This is a genomic window from Robertmurraya dakarensis (genome assembly GCF_900156875.1).
GTDB classification, from domain to species: Bacteria; Bacillota; Bacilli; order Bacillales; family Cytobacillaceae; genus Robertmurraya; species Robertmurraya dakarensis.
Map to the genome: position 1 here is coordinate 215,528 of NZ_LT707408.1, position 22,370 is coordinate 237,897.

Annotated in this window: 19 protein-coding genes; 14 read left to right on the forward strand and 5 right to left on the reverse strand. The window is 38.1% G+C overall.

The genetic code is table 11. From position 1 onward, the window contains the following. Nucleotides 1–7: 7 nt before the first annotated feature. Nucleotides 8–1,687: a choline dehydrogenase gene (gene betA, locus CZ487_RS02220; RefSeq protein WP_077210622.1), complete on the forward strand. Its 1,680-nt coding sequence runs from the start codon at nt 8–10 to the stop codon at nt 1,685–1,687. Between the two features lie 679 nt (nt 1,688–2,366). On the opposite strand, the gene CZ487_RS02225 is transcribed toward betA, so the two are convergent. Both CZ487_RS02225 and cudC read right to left on the reverse strand, forming a co-directional pair. Continuing rightward, nucleotides 2,367–3,266 carry a glycine betaine ABC transporter substrate-binding protein gene (locus CZ487_RS02225; protein ID WP_077210623.1) on the reverse strand — a complete coding sequence of 300 codons (900 nt, stop codon included), beginning with the start codon at nt 3,264–3,266 and terminating at the stop codon, nt 2,367–2,369. A gap of 182 nt (nt 3,267–3,448) precedes the next feature. Beyond that, complete coding sequence (cudC, locus tag CZ487_RS02230; protein ID WP_077210624.1) at nt 3,449–4,000, reverse strand: choline uptake/conversion transcriptional regulator CudC; 552 nt, start codon at nt 3,998–4,000, stop codon at nt 3,449–3,451. A 285-nt stretch (nt 4,001–4,285) separates the two neighbouring features. On the opposite strand from cudC, the gene betB reads away from it, so the two are divergent. The 5 genes from betB to CZ487_RS02255 all read left to right on the forward strand — a co-directional run bounded on the left by betB (nt 4,286) and on the right by CZ487_RS02255 (nt 9,474). Next, on the forward strand, nt 4,286–5,755 hold the full coding sequence (gene betB / locus CZ487_RS02235) for a betaine-aldehyde dehydrogenase (protein WP_077210625.1): 1,470 nt from the start codon (nt 4,286–4,288) through the stop codon (nt 5,753–5,755). Between the two features lie 290 nt (nt 5,756–6,045). Then, nucleotides 6,046–6,639 carry a 50S ribosomal protein L25 gene (locus CZ487_RS02240; RefSeq protein ID WP_077210626.1) on the forward strand — a complete coding sequence of 198 codons (594 nt, stop codon included), beginning with the start codon at nt 6,046–6,048 and terminating at the stop codon, nt 6,637–6,639. A 399-nt stretch (nt 6,640–7,038) separates the two neighbouring features. Then, nucleotides 7,039–7,842 carry a hypothetical protein gene (locus CZ487_RS02245; protein WP_077210627.1) on the forward strand — a complete coding sequence of 268 codons (804 nt, stop codon included), beginning with the start codon at nt 7,039–7,041 and terminating at the stop codon, nt 7,840–7,842. Between the two features lie 116 nt (nt 7,843–7,958). Continuing rightward, nucleotides 7,959–8,477 carry an STM3941 family protein gene (locus CZ487_RS02250; RefSeq protein ID WP_077210628.1) on the forward strand — a complete coding sequence of 173 codons (519 nt, stop codon included), beginning with the start codon at nt 7,959–7,961 and terminating at the stop codon, nt 8,475–8,477. A 187-nt stretch (nt 8,478–8,664) separates the two neighbouring features. Continuing rightward, on the forward strand, nt 8,665–9,474 hold the full coding sequence (locus CZ487_RS02255) for a hypothetical protein (RefSeq protein ID WP_139339514.1): 810 nt from the start codon (nt 8,665–8,667) through the stop codon (nt 9,472–9,474). Nucleotides 9,475–9,582: 108 nt separating this feature from the next. Here the strand turns inward: CZ487_RS02255 and CZ487_RS02260 are convergent, their stop codons facing one another. Genes CZ487_RS02260 through CZ487_RS02270 form a run of 3 tightly spaced genes read right to left on the reverse strand, consistent with a single transcriptional unit; the run spans nt 9,583 to nt 11,320 of the window. Next, complete coding sequence (locus CZ487_RS02260) at nt 9,583–9,876, reverse strand: hypothetical protein (protein WP_077210630.1); 294 nt, start codon at nt 9,874–9,876, stop codon at nt 9,583–9,585. Continuing rightward, on the reverse strand, nt 9,858–10,841 hold the full coding sequence (locus CZ487_RS02265; RefSeq protein WP_077210631.1) for an anti-sigma factor: 984 nt from the start codon (nt 10,839–10,841) through the stop codon (nt 9,858–9,860). Before CZ487_RS02265 ends, CZ487_RS02260 begins: the two co-directional genes overlap by 19 nt. Beyond that, nucleotides 10,841–11,320, reverse strand: a complete 480-nt coding sequence (locus CZ487_RS02270) for a sigma-70 family RNA polymerase sigma factor (RefSeq protein ID WP_077210632.1) — start codon at nt 11,318–11,320, stop codon at nt 10,841–10,843. The genes CZ487_RS02265 and CZ487_RS02270 overlap by 1 nt, the downstream gene beginning before the upstream one ends. A 474-nt stretch (nt 11,321–11,794) precedes the next feature. Here CZ487_RS02270 and CZ487_RS02275 point away from each other — a divergent pair, with 474 nt between their 5' ends. The 8 genes from CZ487_RS02275 (at nt 11,795) to CZ487_RS02310 (ending at nt 22,354) form a co-directional block, all read left to right on the forward strand. Then, on the forward strand, nt 11,795–12,760 hold the full coding sequence (locus tag CZ487_RS02275) for an ABC transporter ATP-binding protein (RefSeq protein ID WP_139339515.1): 966 nt from the start codon (nt 11,795–11,797) through the stop codon (nt 12,758–12,760). Beyond that, entirely contained in the window at nt 12,757–13,755 is a 999-nt protein-coding gene (locus tag CZ487_RS02280) for an ABC transporter ATP-binding protein (RefSeq protein WP_077211824.1), read from the forward strand. Before CZ487_RS02275 ends, CZ487_RS02280 begins: the two co-directional genes overlap by 4 nt. A 27-nt stretch (nt 13,756–13,782) precedes the next feature. Further along, nucleotides 13,783–14,718 carry an ABC transporter permease gene (locus tag CZ487_RS02285; RefSeq protein ID WP_077210634.1) on the forward strand — a complete coding sequence of 312 codons (936 nt, stop codon included), beginning with the start codon at nt 13,783–13,785 and terminating at the stop codon, nt 14,716–14,718. A gap of 16 nt (nt 14,719–14,734) precedes the next feature. Next, nucleotides 14,735–15,634, forward strand: a complete 900-nt coding sequence (locus tag CZ487_RS02290) for an ABC transporter permease (RefSeq protein ID WP_077210635.1) — start codon at nt 14,735–14,737, stop codon at nt 15,632–15,634. 76 nt (nt 15,635–15,710) lie between these two features. Then, complete coding sequence (locus tag CZ487_RS02295) at nt 15,711–17,279, forward strand: acyl-CoA synthetase (protein WP_077210636.1); 1,569 nt, start codon at nt 15,711–15,713, stop codon at nt 17,277–17,279. A 42-nt stretch (nt 17,280–17,321) separates the two neighbouring features. Continuing rightward, nucleotides 17,322–18,917 (forward strand): ABC transporter substrate-binding protein, encoded by a 1,596-nt coding sequence (locus CZ487_RS02300; RefSeq protein WP_077210637.1) that lies wholly within the window; start codon nt 17,322–17,324, stop codon nt 18,915–18,917. A 134-nt stretch (nt 18,918–19,051) separates the two neighbouring features. Then, the gene (locus CZ487_RS02305; RefSeq protein WP_077210638.1) at nt 19,052–20,638 is read left to right on the forward strand and encodes an ABC transporter substrate-binding protein; all 1,587 of its coding nucleotides are present in this window, start codon (nt 19,052–19,054) and stop codon (nt 20,636–20,638) included. Nucleotides 20,639–20,764: 126 nt separating this feature from the next. Next, on the forward strand, nt 20,765–22,354 hold the full coding sequence (locus tag CZ487_RS02310) for an ABC transporter substrate-binding protein (RefSeq protein ID WP_077210639.1): 1,590 nt from the start codon (nt 20,765–20,767) through the stop codon (nt 22,352–22,354). Nucleotides 22,355–22,370 lie beyond the last annotated feature (16 nt).

The window sequence follows — 22,370 nt, forward strand, 5'->3', positions numbered from 1 at the left end:
CTAAAAGATGAAAGAAACATACGACATTGTTATTATTGGTGGCGGTAGTGCGGGTTCTGTACTTGGCAACCGCTTGAGCGAAGATGGGACACGCAGTGTTCTAGTTTTGGAGGCAGGGCGTAAGGATTTTGCATGGGATCTTTTAATTCAAATGCCAGCTGCATTACCCTTCCCTGCAGGAAAACCATTTTATGACTGGAGATACGAAACGGACCCTGAACCATATATGAATGGAAGACGTGTCAAGCATGCACGTGGGAAGGTGCTTGGAGGTTCTGGTTCAATTAATGGAATGATTTTTCAACGTGGGAATCCGCTGGACTATGAACGCTGGGGAGCCGACCCTGGTATGGATACGTGGGATTTTGCACATTGTCTCCCGTATTTCAAACGCATGGAAAATGCATTAGCTGCTGACCCAGATGATGAATTTCGCGGCCACGATGGTCCGCTTAAATTAGAACGCGGACCAGCTACTAATCCTCTATTTCAAGCCTTCTTTAACGCTGCTGTAGAGGCTGGTTACTCACGAACTCCTGATGTGAACGGTTTTCGCCAAGAGGGATTCGGTCCGTTTGATAAGCATGTCTACAAAGGTCAAAGGTTTGGACCGTCACGTGCATATCTACATCCCGCTATGGAGCGTCAGAACCTCACTGTGAAAACTCGTGCTTTTGTGACAAGCATTGACATCAATGATACCCGGGCGAACGGGTTGACCTATCAGCGGAATGGGAGGACTCATCATGTTACGGCGGGGGAAGTCATCCTTGCTGGTGGTGCAATAAACACGCCGCAACTCCTTCAACTGTCAGGTGTGGGTGATGCTGAGCATCTGCGTTCACTTGGCATTAAACCAGTTGTTGATCTTCCGGGTGTAGGTGAAAACCTTCAGGATCATCTTGAAGTTTACATCCAACACGCTTGTCCGTTGCCGGTATCCGAGCAGCCCAACTTAAATAAAGCAAAAATGCCTTGGATCGGTTTACAGTGGCTGCTTGGACGTACTGGTCCAGCAGCGACAAATCATTTTGAAGGAGGAGGTTTCGTCCGTTCCAACGAGGACGTTGCTTATCCAAATTTAATGTTCCACTTCCTTCCTGTAGCGGTTCGGTACGACGGACAAAAAGCGGACACTGCTCATGGATTCCAAGTGCACGTAGGACCTATGTATTCCGATGCTCGAGGGAAATTGAAGATACGTTCGACAGATCCTACTCAGCACCCGAGCATGGTCTTCAACTATCTTTCTACCGAACAGGACCGGCGTGAGTGGATTGAAGCAATAAAAGTATCACGTGAGATCTTATCTCAGCCAGCTATGGCACCTTACAATTCAGGAGAAATCTCACCAGGTCCTTCCGTTCGAACAGACAAGGAGATTTTAGATTGGGTGGCGAAGGATGCTGAGACTGCACTTCATCCGAGCTGTACGGCAAAGATGGGGCCAGATTCAGATCCGATGTCTGTTGTAGATCCGCTAACCATGAAAGTTCATGGGCTTGACAATGTACGAGTGGTCGATGCATCAGCTATGCCATACGTCACTAACGGCAATATCCATGCCCCGGTGTTGATGTTGGCGGAGAAGGCATCGGATATAATTCTTGGACGTAAACCTCTTGACCCTATTAATGCAGACTTCTACCGTCATGGAGTACATCCTGCTGACGCAGGCACAATATAAGCTTAAACTAAATAATGCTTTCCGTGAGAAGGACTCTTTCAAAGTGTATTTGCCAGTTGAAGCATACATTTCATGAGAGGGTGCCTTCTTTTTATTTTTATAAAATAGTCGGGCTTTTTTGTTCTAAATGAATAAGTACATTAACAATAGGGCTATACCGATAGTGGGGAGGGGAGCTCAAGGGGGGAGGAAAAAAGATATTCTATTTAGTACGATATAATAAAAGAGAAGCTAGTCTCTCTATCTCTAAAAAAAGATAATGGGTTCTCTTTTGAAGTTCAAAAGTTTAAAAAACAGGTTGGTAATTTGTATAGAAAATGTGCCATGCTTTTTAGGGGGAGAATTTCCCGCTAATGTATAAAGGGGAGCCTTAAGAAGCAGATATAAGCGGAGAAATTCCGCTTATCGTCTCTAATTAACGCAAAATCCAAAGATTTGTGATCATATAAAGGGAAAATCTGCCCTTATATTTAGTGAAATATGGGTATTTCCCAAATTAAGCGGAATTCTTCCCTTTATTTTTCAAAAACAAATCCTATTGATACAGCAATAAAAAAATAGGGTGAAATCACTACGATTTCACCCTAATTACATTGGGATCTACTGGTTTGCACCTTTACCTTTAAAGAGAACCTCTTACTCAAAAAGGTGAGGGACCAACTTCTTTTTTACTACCCATTTATTTCACCCATTCAGCAACTAATTCTTGATTCTCTTCAATCCATTTCTTAGCCCCTTCGAGAGGGTCGTTGGCATTTTCTACATAGTTGATAAGCTCGCCAATTTGTTGATCATCCATCTTCCAATTTTTTAACCATTCACTCACTTCTGGATAATCTTCTTCAAATCCATGTCTTGTAGCGTGGTATATTTTTTCTGCACCACCGTATGTATTTTTTGGATCGTCTAGGAACTTTAAGTCATATTCAGAGAATACCCAGTGAGGGCTCCAAAGTGGTGCTACGATTGGTTCTTTATTTTCTACTGCTTTGTCAATCTCAGATAACATTGCTGGTTCAGAGCTCGGTACTAAATCTAACTCGAGCTTATAATCTTCAAGTAATTGTTCTGTCACTTCCATTGTCCCTGCGCCAGGGTCAAATCCTACAATTTCTCCATTAAACAATTCTTTATGTTCATTTAAGTCTTCTACACTATTAACCTCATCTAAATAGGTAGGGACAACAAGTCCTACTTTTGCATTATCATACCAAGCAGTTTCTGAAAAGTTGACAGTATCTTGGAAATTTTCAAAGTAAACAGCATCTTGGACTGGCAACCATATTTCTAAACTAGCATCTAGGTCGCCACTTTCTAAAGCTTTCACAGTAGCGCCCATGTTCAATAAGTTTAACTCCACGTTATAACCTTCATCTTCTAGAATTGCTTTCCACATATTTGTTACTGCAATATTTTCAGCCCAGTTAATTTGACCAATCGTTAGTTCTTGTTCATTTACCCCTGTTTCTGCGGCTTCTGATTGTCCTTTGGATGCCTCACTTGCGCCTCCGCAAGCTGTCAGTACGGCTGACGTAAGCAGCACTAAGATGAAACTAACTACATTTCTCCATTTGTTCATATTAAATGAACTCCCCTCTGTTTTTTTATGTAAATATATTAAAAATATCCTCAATATTAAATTCGTTAAGAATATTTTTAACAATAAAAGCGGAATATACTTATCCCTTTTTTAGAAGAGATAAGTATTAACTCATATACTTGGCAGCCTATATTCTCTAGACTGCATAGTGTCTTTTGAAACTAATCTTGCTTATCTTTAGGTAAAAATTCAAATATTTTACCGCTTTTTATACTAGCGACTAAATCTTCCAACCAGTAATAATATGTTTTAGAATCTTCTAATTGATCATAGTATTTTTTTGCCTCTGCAACAATATCTGGTGTGCTAGTTGAATCTTTAATAACATTTATAAAATCTTCTTGCGCTTCTTCAATTGCTTCCATATTCATTTTTACCTCTCGTTCCCACATCTGACAGTAAAATACCATAAAGGAACGGAAAAAATTTTTCTCGGCTACATAGGTATGTTTTCTAGAACCACGCGTAAATGTTTTTTTTACCATTTCTATTTCTTGTAGCTTACGGACACTGGTACTCATACTCGGTTTACTCATTCCGAGTTCCGTACGCATTTCATCAAGAGTCATTTGTTCTTTAAAGTACATTGTTGCATATAAATTTGCAGCAGCTGGTGTAACACCATATAAATCCATCGTTTCTGCAATGGCGCCAATGACTTTATCTTTGGCTTCTTCTATTTTAATTCTGGATTTTTCAGTAGAATCACTCATAAAGTCGCTCCTCCAATATAAAGTAAAGCGCGTTAAATATTTATTAAATCTTCTTCACAAACTTTATGATACCGTGTTCAGTTTAAATGTCAAATGCAAAACGTGAATTCAACCAATGCCAAATGTCTGCAAACCTTTGTAAATACAACCATTCTGGTTATATTTAATTCTTTCAAAAAAATATATTCCACTTTTGACAGTCTTAAGGAGACATGTTAGTATGTTTAAAAAGATTAAATAAATTTTTAACAAATTTAATATAATTAAAATTTTGGAGTGGTAGATTTGAGTCTAAAACAACAATACATAAATGGAAAATGGGTGGGGGCAATTTCAGGTAACACCCGAGATATTATTAATCCGTTTAACAGGGAAATTATTGCAACTGTTGCGGAAGGTGATGAATCGGATGCAAAAGCGGCAATCGCTGCAGCAAGAGCAGCATTTGACAGCGGAGAATGGTCTTCTGCTTCAGCAACTGAGCGGGGGACTATCGTAAGGAAAATTGCTGAATTAATAGAAAGAGATAAGGAAGAGCTTGCTAGATTAGAAACGTTAGATACTGGCAAAACAGTAGTGGAAAGCCGTGGAGATATGGATGATATCGCTGGAGTATTCCGTTATTATGCAGAGATTGCAGATAAAAACGGAGGGGAACTTATTGACTCTCCAGTGCCAAACTCTATCAGTAAGGTAGTTCGCGAACCGGTTGGGGTTTGCGGTCAAATTACTCCATGGAATTACCCTTTATTGCAGGCATCTTGGAAACTGGCTCCGGCCCTAGCTGCAGGTAACACATTAATAATGAAGCCAAGCGAAATTACCCCACTTACAACGATTAAAGTATTCGAACTAATGGAAGAGGCAGGAGTGCCCGCTGGGGTTGCTAACTTAGTACTTGGTACTGGACAAACGGTTGGTGCGGAGCTATCTAGAAACGTTGATGTGGACCTTATTTCCTTTACGGGCGGACTTGTAACTGGGAAAAAAATTATGCAAGCGGCAAGCGGTAATGTGAAGAAACTTGCACTTGAACTCGGCGGGAAAAACCCTAACATCATCTTTGCTGATGCCGAATTTGAGACTGCAGTTGACCAAGCGTTAAACGGAGTATTCTTCCACGCAGGCCAGATTTGTTCAGCTGGAACAAGACTGATTATAGAAGAAAGTATTCACGATGAGCTCGTTAACGCACTTATTGATCGAGTGAAGAAATTTAAGCTTGGAAGCGGGTTTGACGAAGACACACAAATGGGTCCGCTGATTTCAGCTGAGCACCTTGCGAAAGTAGAGAAATATGTAGAAACAGGTATTGAAGAAGGTGCGACATTAGCAGTTGGCGGGAGCCGGCCAGAAGAGCCAGAATTGCAAAATGGATTTTTCTATTTACCTACTATTTTTACTAACTGCACAACAGACATGAGGATTGTTCAAGATGAAGCTTTCGGGCCGGTTATCACGGTTGAGAAATTTCGTACAGAAGAGGAAGCGGTAGAGCTTGCCAATGACTCTATTTACGGGCTTGCTGGTGGTGTATGGACAAACGATCTTGTAAAAGCTGAACGTTGTGCAGCGAAGATGCGCATGGGTACTGTTTGGATTAATGACTTCAATGTTTATTTTCCACATGCACCATGGGGGGGATTTAAGCAGTCTGGAATTGGACGTGAACTAGGAAGACTAGGTATAGATGAATATACAGAAACAAAGCATGTATTCCAAAACTTTAAACCTAGACCAACCAACTGGTTTTAGCTGCCAGCTTTTTATCCGTGATTTTAGATAAAATATAAGAAGAACAACCTGCTTTCCTATCAATAATACAGAGTTATGGAGGCTTCTCATGAGTTCAGCGAACTACTGAGAGGCTTCTTTTTTCGAACAATTTATTAGAATAGGCTTTTACAGTCAATAGACGGATAAGTTTATTCTTTGAAATAAAATATAGAATTGGCTATACTTAAATAGTATGTGAATTTTTTATTATTTTAGACTATAAAAATAAAAGTCTAAAATTCATCTAAACAGAAAGGTGGAAGTAAAAAATGAATACCCTAGTAGCTCAAGAGAGGAAAGATTTTAAAAAATCTGCTTTGAAAACATTTAGAAATGATGGGGAGATCCCAGCAATTGTTTATGGAAGAGAAATTAATACAAAGTCTATTTTTATTAAGTACACAGACTTACGAAGAGTGATAAGGAATGTTGGTAGAAATGGAATTATATCTCTCAACGTTAATGGACAATCAAAAAATGTTATTTTAAGAGATTACCAGAATAACCCTGTAACAAAAGATATACTTCATGTTGATTTTCTTCAAGTTGATCAGCATACTGAAATCGACACAAATGTTAGTGTGATTTTAGTAGGAACCTCTAAAGGAGAAAAGGTTGGAGGAGTTGCTAAGCAATTTCTTCACGAATTGAATATAACAGCAAAAGCGAACGATATTCCTGATAGTATTGAAATTGATATCACAAATTTTGAAATTGGTCATACCGTTCAAATAGGTGACATTAAAAAGGAATACAGTAACTGTACGTTCAAACATGAGGATGAAGAAACCATAATGATGGTTGATTATGTAAAACCTATAGCAGAGGAAGATGCTAGTCAAGTTGAAGTATCAGGAGTTTAGTCCAAAGAACAACTTATAATAATCAGCTCTCCACGCTAGTACAATACTGAGTATAATAGATTTATAAAACTATTTGTCTTTTACCATTAAAAGTATAAATAAAACGAAAAACTATGTCAATACTTTTTTAAAACACAATTTGATAGTTTTTTCATCGTCTAAAGCAGTTCTTCTACTTAAGAATTGTGGATTGTGTTCCGGCTGTTGAGAGTGTCTTCTCTCAACAGCTTATTTTGTTTAGAAGAGCTGTTAAAACTGAAAGAGCAAACGGTTTACTTCTATAATATAAGACATTTTTTAGCAATCATTTAGCAACAGTTCTTTCTTCCACTGGCCTCGAGTACATAGTAGACTGAATTAATACTACGAAAAAAAACTGTACGGAGGAGGGGAAAGCATTTGATTAGAATGCACAACATACAAGACCATATTAAAGAGGCTCTTAGACCTTACTATAAAGATAGGGAAAAGCCGGATGTTTTTCCATCAATATTTGAAATTAATCATCAGTTATACTATTACTTTACTTTTGCTCCTGCTGCTGAACAGCTAATCATGAAGGAGGATGGAACTGTTCCTTATTTTCATGAAATACAAGAAATAGCTCTAATTTGTAACAGCTACAATGTTTCTATTGAAACCATTGCTTCAATAGGGAAAAAGTGGGTGGAATCTGGAAAAAGGGAGAATTACGAAAAGCTTCGAAACATTCTTCGGGATGCACAGAAAGGTTTAGCCCCTCTTCCACCAGATGTGGAGGCAGCATTTCACTCCTATTTACGTACAGCTGATCAAATAATTGATCTTCAGAATGCTGTACAAGAGGCGGTGGATGATGCCATCATCATTTGGGATCGAACGAATCTGCAGGAGCTCGCCACACAACAGGATCAAATAGATATGAGAAAATGTATTGTTAAAATGACACGCGCTGCCTACAAGCAAAATGAAATTCAGCTGCAAACTGAAAAGGACCGGGAACGGGTGTGGGAGTTTGTTTCTTCAAGGAGATGGCCCTTTAACATGTCAGGATGGTCTGTTTATTTTAAATTAAGGCCCTATCAGAAAAATATGATGAAAAACACACCATCAAATATAAGAGAAGCTGAAGAAGTGGGAAGGATGGTCTTAGAGGAAGATCTTCCTCTCGAACAGCATGAAAATGTCAATGATGTTTGGCAGCATCTCCGTAATCCTAGATAAAATAAGTATGAACAGTAGGATTAGACGGATTTTCCCTGGGTCCTTTAGAGGATTTATTTTTTTCCAAAAGCTGTTAAGTTGGATATGAACTTTTTAGCACCTGGGAGGGGAATAAAGTGAATAATGAATTTGTAGTTATGGCAAAAAAAGGCAGGATGGTTATGCTGACTGTTCTTAGTCTAATTTTTGTTGCGTTAGGTATATTTATTTTATCGGTTCCATTTGATGATCCGTTGTGGCCCACAGTAATAGGAATAATTACTATCGCAGTATTCGGGCTATGTTTCCTATTTTTTGTTAAAGTGCTGATCAAGTGGGAACCGGCCGTGGTAATTACGAAAGAAGGAATAGTAGACCAGTCCAGTTATATCGGTGCAGGCCTTGTCAAATGGGAGGAAATTGAAGCGATTGATTTCTTGAATTATTCGGGTCAGACTTATCTTGGGATTTTCACTTTTGACACTGAATTGATCATCAATAGGTCAAGCGGAATGAAGAAGTTGTTTAACAAATTAAACAAAGGCTTACTACCTTCACAAGTGAACATACCTGTTAAGAATTTAGATTGTTCAGTGGATGACCTTGTAAATGCCATCGGCGAACGTTGGGAAAGGGCGATGAATGAACAATCTTGATGTTTTTTGAAACTATTTAACAAAGTTCTTTGGCATTAAATTAAGATAGTAAACTTGGAAATTACCATTCTATTACTGGAGGTGTCTCATTCGTTCATTGAACTTGTGAGGGACCTCTTTTTTTGCATTTGTTCTTACACCTATCTTTTCATCATTCATACTTTAAAAATAGGTGATCATTATGTTTATGCGGAATCAACAAAATATAACTTCTTATCATCAAAAATATTTTCGGCCATCTAGCCTGAAAGCTATAAATTTAAGGTTTACTAATCCGAATTTTTTCGACCCTTATTATGATAAAACTCATGACCAAATTGAAGTGCCTCAAGAATTAACGAATACACCCGAAGATACTCTTCTCAATTACTTCAGCATTTTGCGTGAAGCCGCCAATATGGGAGGGAGGAGCTGCGGCACTATTGGCCATGGTCGTATTCCTTTTCCTCTGGCATATAATTTTTTGTCTAAGGAATATCAAAAGAAACTAAGCTATGAAGATTATTTGCATTCCTTTTCAGGGATAGGGCATACGAGTTTGCTGAAGCTTTGCCGAGTGCCCGATGGTCAACGGAATATACGGTTTTTTTATGAGATAGAGACGATTGAGGGGTTTGAAGGAAAGTCTGCTGAGTATTTTGGCTATTCATATGGATTTATCCAGCTTGAACACGAAAATGAAGGTTTTCGAATTGCTGAGATGAGTAAACTAGAAGAGGACTTTTTATGTGCACCATATCATGGTTGGGACCATGACGGGGAAGCGGTTGTTGAAGTGAAGTATGGAAATTGGTGCAAAATGATTCAATATTTATACCCAGCTATGAGAAAAGGATACATCAAAAATATTTATTTTCATGGAAAGGGTGGGGCAGACTACTGCTTTATGTTTATCATATTAACGAACGGAACTGATGTAGAAGCTGCTCAATTTCGTAAGGAAGGAAATGCAGAGTGGGTCCAGGTTAATATGAAGCCTGAAGAGGAATGCCTTTAGTGGAGATATTGGCTCTTATCTTATAAAATAATTTTGTCCAGTCTTTGGGATAAAAAAATAAAAAGCACGAAGGATGCTGCCAAATTCCTTCGTGCCCCAAAGTAGTGATTATGGAAAAGGTGAGATGGTCCAACCTAAAATAAACATCACTGCCATAAAGAATCCTAAATAGATAGACAAACCTAAACCCCATAACCCGAGTGACCGGCTTTTTTTGTTGAAGACAGCAACTCCTCCAAAAATCAAAGTCAATAACACCCAAAAGGAAATGTTATTTCCAATCGGTACATTGTATCCCCATAAGAGGAAAATATTAAGTACGGCAAAGGAAATAAGTGCAGTACAAACGCTTAACCAGCCGGTCCATATGAAAACTTTATGTTTTAGCGTGCCCAGTTCCATAGTTTCACCTCACCTATTTTTAAATAACGTACCATTTCCAAATTTTTAAGTTTCTCGATTTCAGCCTTCGGTCCGGTAACAACAACGCCATAGGTTTTAAACCCATTTTTCTCGATGTAATCGATACGTTCTGCCAGTTCGAGATTCTTGTGATATGAAACTTCGACTGCTATGTCTTCATAAGGTTCAATTTCCTTTAACATCTGTAAGAATGTTTCCTCATGTGATGTAGAATCCCGAAAAGGGGACCAGTAGGTTTGATCGGATTGTACTGGATAGCCAATTGGAGATACGAGGTCTCCGTCGTCACTGACCATTTTTTCTTCCGTACCTGTGTAGATAGCTGCCCAAGTTACATCAACATTCTTCATTTCATTGATTACTTCATCTACCTGATGCAGGTCACTTAAAGAAATATAGGCCTCAACAACCGTTTCTTCTGGTAAACCGGTAAGCACTCGCCACTCATCGTCGCTGTTAAATTCAACTCTATTATTTGGATGTGCTAACCATTGATTTGTTTGTGTCGGATATTTAGGATAGATTTTTTCTAAATGAGATGTCACCTCATTTTTAACAAGATCATTTAGCATAAACTGAAGATCATAGTTTTTGGCCGGATAAAATTCATCACCAATCTGTTTATATTGTTCAAACGATAAGGACATAGAAAACAGAGAAAATTCCATATCGAATTCCAATTCTTCCAATGTTGAGTTTGGTTCGGTTATATAGAGCGTCTTACTTGCAACGTCCATCAATGTGGTGGACTTTGTTCCAAATGCATAATACATATAGGTCAAAATATAACAAGTGGGAACGATTAAAAGAAGAATCGTTAAAGTTGAGAGTATTAATTTCCATTTGGAAGAGTTAATCGCTCTTTTCAACTTTTTTGTACCATCGGGTGATTTAGGCATCCCATCCTGCTTTGCTTTCTGGATTAATTCTTCATAGCGATCCATCAGGTATCCTCCTCTGTTAATATTTTTCTCAGCCGTTTTCTCCCCCGCGCTAAATGGCTTTTAAAAGTATTTAGTTTTAAGTTTAAGATATTGGCAGCTTCCTCATTTGTACATTCATGTAAATCACAAAGTAGGATTGCTTGCTTCTCCATCGGTTTTATTCTATCTAAATACCTCAATAACTCCATATAGGAATCTTTTTCAGTCAAGATTACTTCAGGTGTGTTCGTATCGGCATGAGTGAATTCATTTGTCACAACGTATCGGTTTTCTTTCCTGGTTCGGTCGATGAAAGTATAATAACCCACTCTAAAAAGCCAGGGTTTTATTTCGTTGATATCATTTGAAAGCAATACAATATGAGCCTTTGTAAAGGTTTCTTGAATTAGATCCTCAGTTGCTGTATGGTCTCGTGTCAATGAAAATAAGTAGCGGTATAAGTCATTGAAATACAATAAATATATTTGCTCAAGGTCCATCACTTCCCACCTTTCGCTCTATCCTCGTATGGAAGTCATAAAAAGTTGCAAAAAAAATAAAATATTTTATATGAAAGTTTCTATGTCAGTTCAATTGATGGAAGTAATAAGAGTACTATTTCCTAATCTTTAATTTTAGTGCATATAAGTATGTTAAATAAAAATATAATAAAGAAGGAACTAGTAAAACAATTTACATAATATTCAGAATTTATTGATTTATTTAAGTGGGTTTGCTATGTTATATTCAAGTGAAAAGTGTAAGCGTTTTATTAGATTTTAAAATAAGCGTTTATATTTTTTTATTAGAAATTTACAGAATATTCACAAAATATAAAAAGGAGGTTACATGATTTAATCACTCATTTTAAAAATATGGATTAATGAAAGGAGTGAGTAATTATACACATTCTACTATAATTCATCTGCCAAGACATGACTAAGATTACAAGGTGTCCATTAGGAGGTATGTCCATGAGTAGTTTGTTGCAGGTACAAGATCTCCAAGTTGGTTGGGGAAATAAAAAGAAATTTACTCACATTTTAGACAACGTCAGTTTTACTGTAAAAAAAGGAGAAGCAGTTGGGATTGTCGGAGAAAGTGGTTGTGGTAAAAGTATGACCGCTCTATCAATTATGGGATTACTACCCGCAAATATTGAGTATGATGCTGGATCTATTCAATTTGGGAGTACAGATTTAACTAAGCTTACACAAAATGAAATGAATAAAATTCGAGGGAAAGATATTTCGATGGTGTTTCAAGAACCAATGACATCATTAAATCCATCGTTTACCATTGGGAATCAGCTGGCGGAGGCTTTTAAATATCATTCCAACTATAGTAAGCAAGAAATCAGGGAGAAATCCATTGAAGTGTTAAAAAAGGTGAGAGTTCCAGATCCTGCTCAAAAACTAGATGTTTATCCACATAATTTATCTGGTGGGTTACGACAGCGGGTGATGATTGCAATTGCTCTAGCTTGTAACCCTAAAATACTAATTGCTGATGAACCGACAACAGCGCTGGATGTAACCATACAAGCACAAATCTTGGACCTAATGAATGACTTACGCCAAACAGAAGATATGGCCATCATGATGATTACGCATGATCTAGGAGTTGTTGCCGAAACATGTGACCGGGCAATCGTTATGTACGCTGGCCAAGTAATAGAGGAAGCGACAGTGGAAGAACTCTTTGAAGCGCCTTACCACCCGTACACCCGTGGATTAATGTTATCAGCACCCCAGCTAGGAGAGTTAAAGGAAAAGCTGCATGTTATACCGGGAACAGTACCGGATATTGGAAGTGTTACTAAAGGATGCAGGTTTGCTGAAAGATGCGAACTAGCAACGAACTTATGCAGAGAAGAAACTCCACAACTCGAGGAATTTGACAATGAAAGGAAGGTCCGCTGTTGGCACAAAATGACATGAACAATACATTATTAAAGGTCAAGGATTTAAAAAAACATTACCCAATAAAAAAAGGAATCTTGGGTGGGGAAATAGGGGCAATTAAAGCTGTAGATGGTGTGAGTTTCGAAGTGAAAAGAGGAGAAACATTCAGCATTGTTGGGGAGTCTGGTTGTGGAAAAACAACCACTGGTATGTGCTTAAATAATCTAATCGAACCTACCTCTGGGGAAATCTATTTCAATGATAAGCAGGTTTCCTTTCGTCAAAAAAAGGATTTCCAGGAAGTCCGTAAGAATATGCAAGTTATCTTTCAGGACCCATATAGTTCCCTTAATCCGAAACATTCCATCCAGCGTATAATTAGTGAACCTCTCGTTATTAATAAAATGGGTACAAAATCTGAAATAGAAGATCGAGTGCAATCTTTGATTCGTTTAGTCGGATTAGATTCTTATCATTTAAACCGCTACCCTCATGAGTTATCCGGTGGCCAGAAACAACGTGTAGGGATAGCAAGAGCATTAGCTTTAAATCCTGATTTAATCATATGTGATGAACCTGTATCTGCATTAGACGTATCCATTCAATCACAAATCCTTAATTTATTTGAGGAATTACAGGAAAAGTTTAATTTAACTTATATTTTTATCTCTCATGACTTAAGCGTGGTTGAACATATTAGTGACAGGGTTGCAGTCATGTACTTAGGCAAGATCGTGGAGCAGGGAACAAGAGAAGAAATATTTAACGATCCAAAGCATCCATACACGCAAGCTTTATTATCTTCAGTACCGGTTGCAAAACCGAAAAGTAAAAATAATCGTACACGTATTGTTCTAGAAGGTGATCCACCCAGCCCTCAAAATCCACCTTCCGGTTGTCACTTTCATGAAAGATGTCCAGTAAAAATAGAAGCTTGTAAAAAGGCTTACCCCGATATGAGAGAAGTAAATAATCTGCATAAGGTAGCTTGTCACCTAGTATCGGAAAACCTTAGTATAACCACTCAATAATGACCAAGAAAAAGTGGGGAGATTTCTATGATTAAATTTATTATTCGTCGTTTGCTTATTGCGATTCCGACTATATTATTGACAATCACCATCATATTCTTTGGACTTCGTATACTGCCAGGGGATCCTGCTGTTGCGATGCTGGGACCAGAAGCAAGTCCGGAGGCTGTGGAAGCACTTAGAGAACAAATGGGTCTTAATGAACCATTAATTCAACAATACCTTGCTTTTCTTATGGATATTGTACAGGGTGATTTTGGAGATTCGTTAATCTCCGGACAATCCGTTTCAACACAATTATTCACAAATTTTCCTAACACACTTTTACTGGCATTCACAAGTATCTTTTTTGGGTGTCTAATAGGAATTCCACTGGGTATTGTGTCGGCTAGAAAACGAGATACAGTCCCTGATTCGTCCATACGAATTGTGGCTTTACTAGGAATCTCTGTACCTCCATTTCTATTTGGAATTTTTATGATTTTAATTTTCTCTCTTATGTTCCCAATTTTTCCATCGATGGGGACAGGTGAAGGATTTTGGGGACAGTTATATCATTTGCTGCTTCCGTCCATCACGCTAGGATTAATTTTATCAGCTGCATTAATAAGGTTTACTCGGTCTAGCATGTTAGATGAAATTAATCGAGAATACATTCGCACTGCGAGAGCAAAGGGAGTACCAGAAAAGCTAGTCATTTATAAGCATGTGCTTCGAAATTCTTTAATACCGGTTGTTACGATGATTGGGTTGTATATAACGTCCTTATTGAGTGGGGCCGTGCTCATCGAAACCATCTTTACACGTCCAGGATTAGGAACACTAGCGATTGATGCAATTACTAATAGAGATTTCCCAGTACTTCAAGGTTGCTTAGTTCTATTCACGTTGGTTGTACAGATTGTTAATTTATTGGTGGATATTAGTTATTCATTCATTGATCCAAAAATCCGACCAAGCTAAAGAGGAGGGAAGTCAAATGGAGCCTACAGTAAAAAAGGCGAACTACTATTTTCCGGAAAAAGAAAAGAGGAAAAGAAAGTCCCCTGAGTGGGAGGCATTTAAGAAAAATAAATTAGGCGTAGCTTCTTTAGTTATCTTAATCATTTTTTGCTTGATTGCTATTTTTGCCCCTATGTTGATGCCTTATGATCCATTAGCACAGGATATGCTTAATCGTCTAGCGGGTCCATCTGCTGATCATTGGCTAGGTGTTGACCCGAATGGGAGAGACATATTAAGCCGAATTATTTTGGGATCACGAACGTCGTTAATAGTTGGATTTGGAGCTGTATTAGTAAGTAGTCTTATTGGATTTGGCATTGGGATGATAGCAGGTTATAAGGGAGGAAGACTAGACGACATTGTGATGAGATTCTTAGATTCCATCATGTCAATTCCTCTTCTGTTATTTGGCGTTATGGTGGTAGTCGCTTTAAATTCAAGTATGCTGACATTAATAATTGCCATAGGGATTGGGTTAGTTCCTGGGTGTGCACGTGTTGCACGCGGATCAACAATGGAATTAAAAGAAAAGGAGTTTATTAAATCTGCAATATCAATGGGAGCAAGTGATATTCGTATTTTATTAACACATATTCTCCCTAATATTACAGGAGCGCTGTTAGTTATATCTACGCTTCATATGACAACGGTCATTATGGTCGAAGCAAGTTTGAGCTTTTTAGGGGTAGGAATACAACCTCCAACACCGACATGGGGGAACATGATACAAGATGGGTTTAATTTTGTTAGGGATCAACCGGGAATTGCCATCTATCCAGGTATTGCGCTTATTATCGTATCCGTTTCCTTTAACGTATTGGGGGATGCGATACGTGACGCAGTAGACCCGCATATTAAGAAACAAAGAAACTAATAGATCCATAAACTAAAGATCGTTTTATCAGGTTTTTTTTAAATAAAAAGGAAATTAGGAATAGGAGGAAGACTGAATGACCACTTCATCTTTATATTTAGCATCACAGATGTTGATTGGTGAACAGTTAAGAAGGGCTGCATATAAAACAGGTAATCAAGAGGTATTTGTCTTCAAAGATAAACGAATAACTTATAAAGAAATGGAAGAACGAGCTCTTCATGTAGCGGCGTGGTTACAGGAGGAAGGAGTAAAGAATCAAGAAAAAGTTGGTTTTATTTTAAGAAATTGCTCCGCATTTGTGGATTGTTTTTTTGGGGCAGCTTTATCAGGGGCGGTTGCTGTTCCTATTAATTTCCGCCTAGGTCCTGATGAATTGGCTTATATTATTCATAATTCTGATACGAAAATTTTAGTGATAGAAAAAGAGAATATAGACACTATTCAAGCGATCAAATCGAAAATTCCTAATGTAGAAAAAATACTAGTTATAGGAGCAGAGGATATCCCACTCCAAGACATGTCTCATTTTGAGGAAATCTTTAAAAGTGATGTGACCTATACGCCTGACGAACAATTAACAGATAATGATCCCGCAGTCATTATGTATACATCTGGAACTACGGGTAAACCCAAAGGTGCTGTATTGACACATAAAGCTATTTGTCATAATGCCCTGAATATGATGTATGAAAGTAAAACTGAGGATAATCAACAGTCTGTTCAGTTAGTTGTCACACCATTATTTCATATTTCCGTATTATCGGGCTTGGCTGGTACATGTATGTCAAATTCAAAAATGGTAATTTTCCGTGAATATGTTCCTCAAGATGTTCTAGAAACGATTGAAAAAGAACGAATTACCTCTTTGTTCTTGGTTCCTACCATGTGGAATCAATTGCTGCAATTGCCTAATTTGGATGACTATGATTTATCATCGATGAAAAGATGTACAACTGGCGGCGCCATTTGTCCATTAGAAATAAAGAAAAAAATTATGAAAAGTTTTCCGAATGCAGGCATCTATGACGGTTTTGGGCAAACAGAAACAAGTTCGGCAACCACTATGCTTAAACCTGAGGATTCCCTCGTGAAAACAAACTCTGTTGGGAAAGCGCTTATTAATATTGAAATTAGAGTAGTTGATGAGGATATGAATGATGTTCCTATTGGAGAAGTTGGAGAAATCATTTACCGTGGGCCAAACCTGCTGAAAGAATACTATAAGCTGCCTGAGGAAACAGAAAAGGCATTTAGAGGTGGATGGTTTCATAGCGGGGATTTAGTCAGACAAGATGAAGAAGGGTTTGTTTATGTGGTGGATCGTAAGAAAGACATGATTATTAGCGGTGGTGAAAATATTTATCCTGCCGAAATTGAGGATATATTGTATGAACATCCTTCTGTATATGAATGTGCGGTTGTAGGCATACCGGATGCACACTGGGGGGAAACAGTGAAAGCCTTTATTGTATTAAAACCTGGTAAAACAGCTACGGAAGAAGAAATCATTGATTTCTGTAAAAGTAAACTAGCTTCTTATAAGAAACCAAAGGAAGTTGAATTTATTGATGAACTTCCTAGAAATGCTTCAGGAAAGATTTTGAAACGTACATTAAGAGAGGTACCAGCAAATAAAAAATAGATTGCTTAAAGCTGTGGCTTAAAAGTGGTGGAGGGGTCAAAAGTGGTAAGAAAAAATAGAGTGATAGTTGTACTTTTTCTATTAATTTGCTCTGCCTTTATTGCAGCTGGATGTACGAACGAAGAGTCAGCAACAGAAACAGAAACTGACACAAAAGCAACGGCAGGGGGAGATGGAGAAAAGGTTTTAAAAGTAGGATTGCCATCTTCACCTGGAAATATTGATCCTCATTTTGCTACTACACATGTTGAATATGAGGTCGTTCAACCTATATTTAATGGGCTAATGCGTTTTCAACCAGGGACAGCTTCCTTTGAGACGATAGAGGGCGATTTAGCGGAAAGCTGGGAAGTAAGTGATGATGGGTTAGCTTGGACCTTTAAATTAAGAAAAGGTGTACAGTGGCAAAAAGGCTACGGTGAGTTTACTTCAGCGGATGTTAAATATTCATTTGAACGAATTATGGATCCTAAAGTAGGGAGTAGTCAACGGACATTATTTAAATATGTTAAAGAAATAGAAACACCAGATGACTACACCGTTATTCTTCATCTGACCCAGCCATACCCAAGCTTACCTGTGAGTTTGGTGGTAGATGGATTGGCGGCGGGGGCCATTGTTAAAAAAGAGGCTATCGAGTCTGAAGGAGATGCTGTAGATAAGCTTGTCGGTACAGGACCTTTTGCATTAGAATCCTATTCCCCTGGGGAGAAAGCTGTATTAACGAAACATGAAGATTATTTCAGGGGTGAACCTAAGCTAGACAAAATTGAAATGACGGTTATGCGTGACCTGACAGCACGTGAAGTGGCGTTAGTTAACGGTGATATTCACATGACAATAGGAGACGCTGATAAGCTATGGCTTGAACGAATGAGTAAGGAAGAAGATCTTATTATTGAAGCAACTGGGTCATACAATGTGTCTTATTTCCATATGAACGTTAATATTCCTCCGTTGGATGATATACGCGTAAGGAAAGCAATTGCCCATGCCATTGATTTTGAGAGTTATCGAAAATCTATGTACGATGAAGATATTGCGGTACCTTTAACCTCTGTCCTTAGTGATGATGCATACGGACATGCCGACATTGGAAAAGTGGAATACAATCCAGAATTATCAAAGAAGCTTTTGGCAGAGGCTGGTTATCCAGATGGCATTAAAATTCCAAAAACATTAACACCAAATGTTGATGCTTATATTAGAGCCAATAGCTTTATTCAGGAGCAATTAAGACAGGTGGGAATTGAAGTCCCAATGGAACAAGTCGATTTACCAACGTGGATACCTGCGATTTATGGACAGAAAAACTCTGTTAATTTCCAAACAGGTGTTACAAGAGTACATGGAATTGTTCATTTACATCGCGTTTGGCATTCAGAAGGAAACGCTAATTTTACTGGATATAGCGGATCAGATGAATTATTGGAACGTGCAGAGGCAGAGATGGAAGAAGAGAAAGCGCTTGAATTATATAAGCAGGCGCAGCAAGAGATTTTCGATGCGTATGTGTCCATACCTATTTTAGCGGGTAAGCAAATTAATGTGCGTAGAAAAGAAGTTGATTTAGGCTATGAATTAAAGGCAACTGGAATTTATATGGCTCCAAAATATGAAACAACGGATCTAAAATAGTAAAGTATTTTTCTTTTCACATTGTTTTATAAGAGTTTTTCAATAAGTTAATTACATCTTATTGGAAACTCTTTATCTATTTATTAAATATTGTTTTAAGCTTCGTGCTTAAACGATAGTGGGGGAGTCATAAGGTGAAAAAGAATAGAGTAAAACTTTTGCTTTTTCTATTGCTTTGCTGTGCCTTTGTTGCAGCTGGATGTACAAATGAAGAGTCAGGAACAGAAACTGCTGCAAATGATGATAGTACGACTGGTGGAGAGAAGGTCTTAAGAGTGGGTCTAGCGTCTTCACCAGGCAATATTGATCCTCATTTTGCTACTACACATGTTGAACTAGAAGCTACTCAACCTATATTTAATGGACTATTGCGGTTTCAACCCGGGACAGCTTCTTTCGAGACGATAGAAGGTGACTTAGCCGAAAGCTGGGAAGTAAGTGAAGATGGATTAGCTTGGACCTTTAAATTAAGAAAAGGTGTACAGTGGCATAAAGGATATGGTGAATTCACCTCTGCGGATGTTAAATATTCATTTGAACGAATTATGGATCCGGAAGTAGGAAGTATTCAACGGTCATTATTTAAATATGTTAAAGAAATAGAAACTCCAGATGACTATACCGTTGTTCTCCATCTAACCCAGCCATACCCAAGCTTACCCGTGAGTTTGGTTATTGATGGAATGGGTGCGGGTGCTATTGTAAAAAAAGAAGCGATTGAGTCTGAAGGAGATGCTGAAGATAAGTTTGTCGGTACTGGACCTTTTGCTTTAGAAACCTATACACCAGGGGAAAAAGTCATTTTAACTAAACATGAAGCGTATTTTAGGGGAGAACCAAAGCTGGACAAAATTGAAATGACGGTTATGCGTGACTTAACAGCACGTGAAGTGGCGTTAGTTAACGGTGATATTCATATGACAATAGGGGACGGTGATAAGCTTTGGATTGAAAGAATGAGTAAGGAAAAAGATCTTATTATTGAAAAAACTGGCTCTTACCTTGTATCTTATTTCCATATGAATGTTGAGTTTCCTCCATTGGATGATATACGTGTGAGAAAAGCGATCGCACATGCCATTGATTTTGATAGTTTTCGATTATCATTATACGATGAAGATATTGCCGTACCTCTAACTTCTGTCCTTGCTGATGATGCATACGGACATGCTGAAATCGGAAGAGTAGAATACAATCCAGAATTATCAAAAAAGCTTCTGGCGGAGGCTGGTTATCCAAATGGCTTAAAACTTCCAAAAACGGTTACACCAAATGTTGACAGTTATATTAGAGCCAATAGCTTTATTCAGGAGCAATTAAGACAAGTAGGGATTGAGATCCCAATGGAACAAGTCGATTTGCCAACGTGGATCCCTGCGATTTATGGAGGGAAAAACCCTGTTAATTATCAATCCAGTCTTGCAAGAGCACATGGAATTGTCCATTTAAATCGTATTTGGCATTCAGAAGGAAGCGCTAATTTTCCTAGATACGGCGGTTCGGATGAACTATTAGAACGAGCAGAGGTAGAGATGGATAAAGAGAAAGCGCTTGAATTATATAAGCAGGCACAGCAAGAGATATTCGATGCGTATGTATCCATACCTGTTTTAGCTAGTAAGCAAATTAATGTCCGTCGAAAAGAAGTTGATTTAGGCTACGATTTAAAGGCAACTTGGAATTATGTGGCTCCAAAATATGAAACAACTGATCTAAAATAGTAAACCATTTTTTTATTACCATTGTTTTATAATAGGTTTCCAATAAGTTATTTCCAATCTTATTGAAACTCTTTAACTGCATTAAATTATTTGAATTTTCTTACTTCTAATAGAGGAGGGGTAGTAATGATAAAAAAAGGAAAATTTAATTTGTTGTTATTGCTATTTTTTAGCTTTGTCTTTATTGCAGCTGGATGTACGAATGAGGAGTCTGCTACAGAAACGGACAAAAACGCTGCCGTTGGGACAAATGGAGAGAAGGTTTTAAAAGTAGGTTTAGGAGCCTCACCAGGGAATATTGATCCCCATTTTGCTACTACACATGCTGAAATGGAAATTATTCAGCCTATCTTTAATGGATTAATGCGGTTCAAACCCGGAACTGCTAGTTTTGAAACAATAGAAGGCGACTTAGCGGAAAGCTGGGAAATCAGTGAAGATGGATTAGCTTGGACGTTCAAGTTAAGAGAAGGTGTGCAATGGCAGAAAGGATACGGTGAGTTCACGTCTGCCGATGTTAAATATTCACTTGAACGCATTATGAATCCGGACGTAGGAAGCAGTCAACGTACATTATTCAAATATGTTAAAGAAATTGAAACGCCTGATAAATATACCGTTATTATTCATCTAACCCAACCATACCCAAGCTTACCTGTTAGTTTGGTTGTAGATGGAATGATGGCGGGTACCATTGTTAAAAAAGAGGCTATAGAGTCTGAAGGAAATCCTGAAGATAAGCTTGTCGGTACAGGACCTTTTCAATTGGAATCCTATACCCCAGGGGAAAAGGCTGTTCTAACTAAACATGAAGCGTACTTTAGGGGAGAACCTAAGTTAGATAAAATTGAAATGACGGTTATGCGAGACTTGACTGCACGTGAAGTAGCACTAGTTAAAGGCGATATTCATATGACTCGCGGAGAAGCTGATAAGCTTTGGATAGAAAGAATGAGCAAGGAGGAAGACATTACGATTGAAGCAACTGGATCTTACAATGTGTCAACTTTCCATATGACGGTTCATGTCCCTCCATTGGATGATATACGTGTAAGAAAAGCGATTGCACACGCCATTGATTTTGAGAGTTTACGCAAATCTTTATACGATGAAGATATTGCGGTTCCATTAACTTCTGTTCTTAGTGAAGATGCCTACGGACATGCTGATATTGGTCAAGTGGAATATAATCCAGAATTATCGAAGAAGCTTTTAAAAGAGGCCGGATATCCGGATGGTATTAAGATTCCAAAAACGTTAACACCGAATATTGATAGTTATATAACAGCGAATAGCTTTATTCAGGAGCAATTAAGACAAGTCGGGATTGAAGTCCCAATGGAACAAGTAGATTTACCGACATGGATACCTGCGATTTATGGACAGGAAAACTCAGTTAATTTCCAAGCAGGAATTCAGAGATCGCATGGAATTGTTCAATTACATCGTGTATGGCATTCGGAAGGGAATGCTAATTTTACTGGCTATGGAGGCTCAGATGATTTATTAGAACAGGCAGAGGCTGAGTTAGATGAAGCGAAAGGGCTTGAATTATATAAGCAAGCACAGCAAGAAATTTTCGATGCATATGTATCCATCCCTGTTTTTGCTGTTAAGCAAATAAATGTAATTCGAAAAGAAGTAGATTTAGGTTATGAATTAGAGGGAACCGGGGTTTATGTAGCTCCGAAATATGAAACAACTGACTTAAAATAATATTAATGGTTTAATA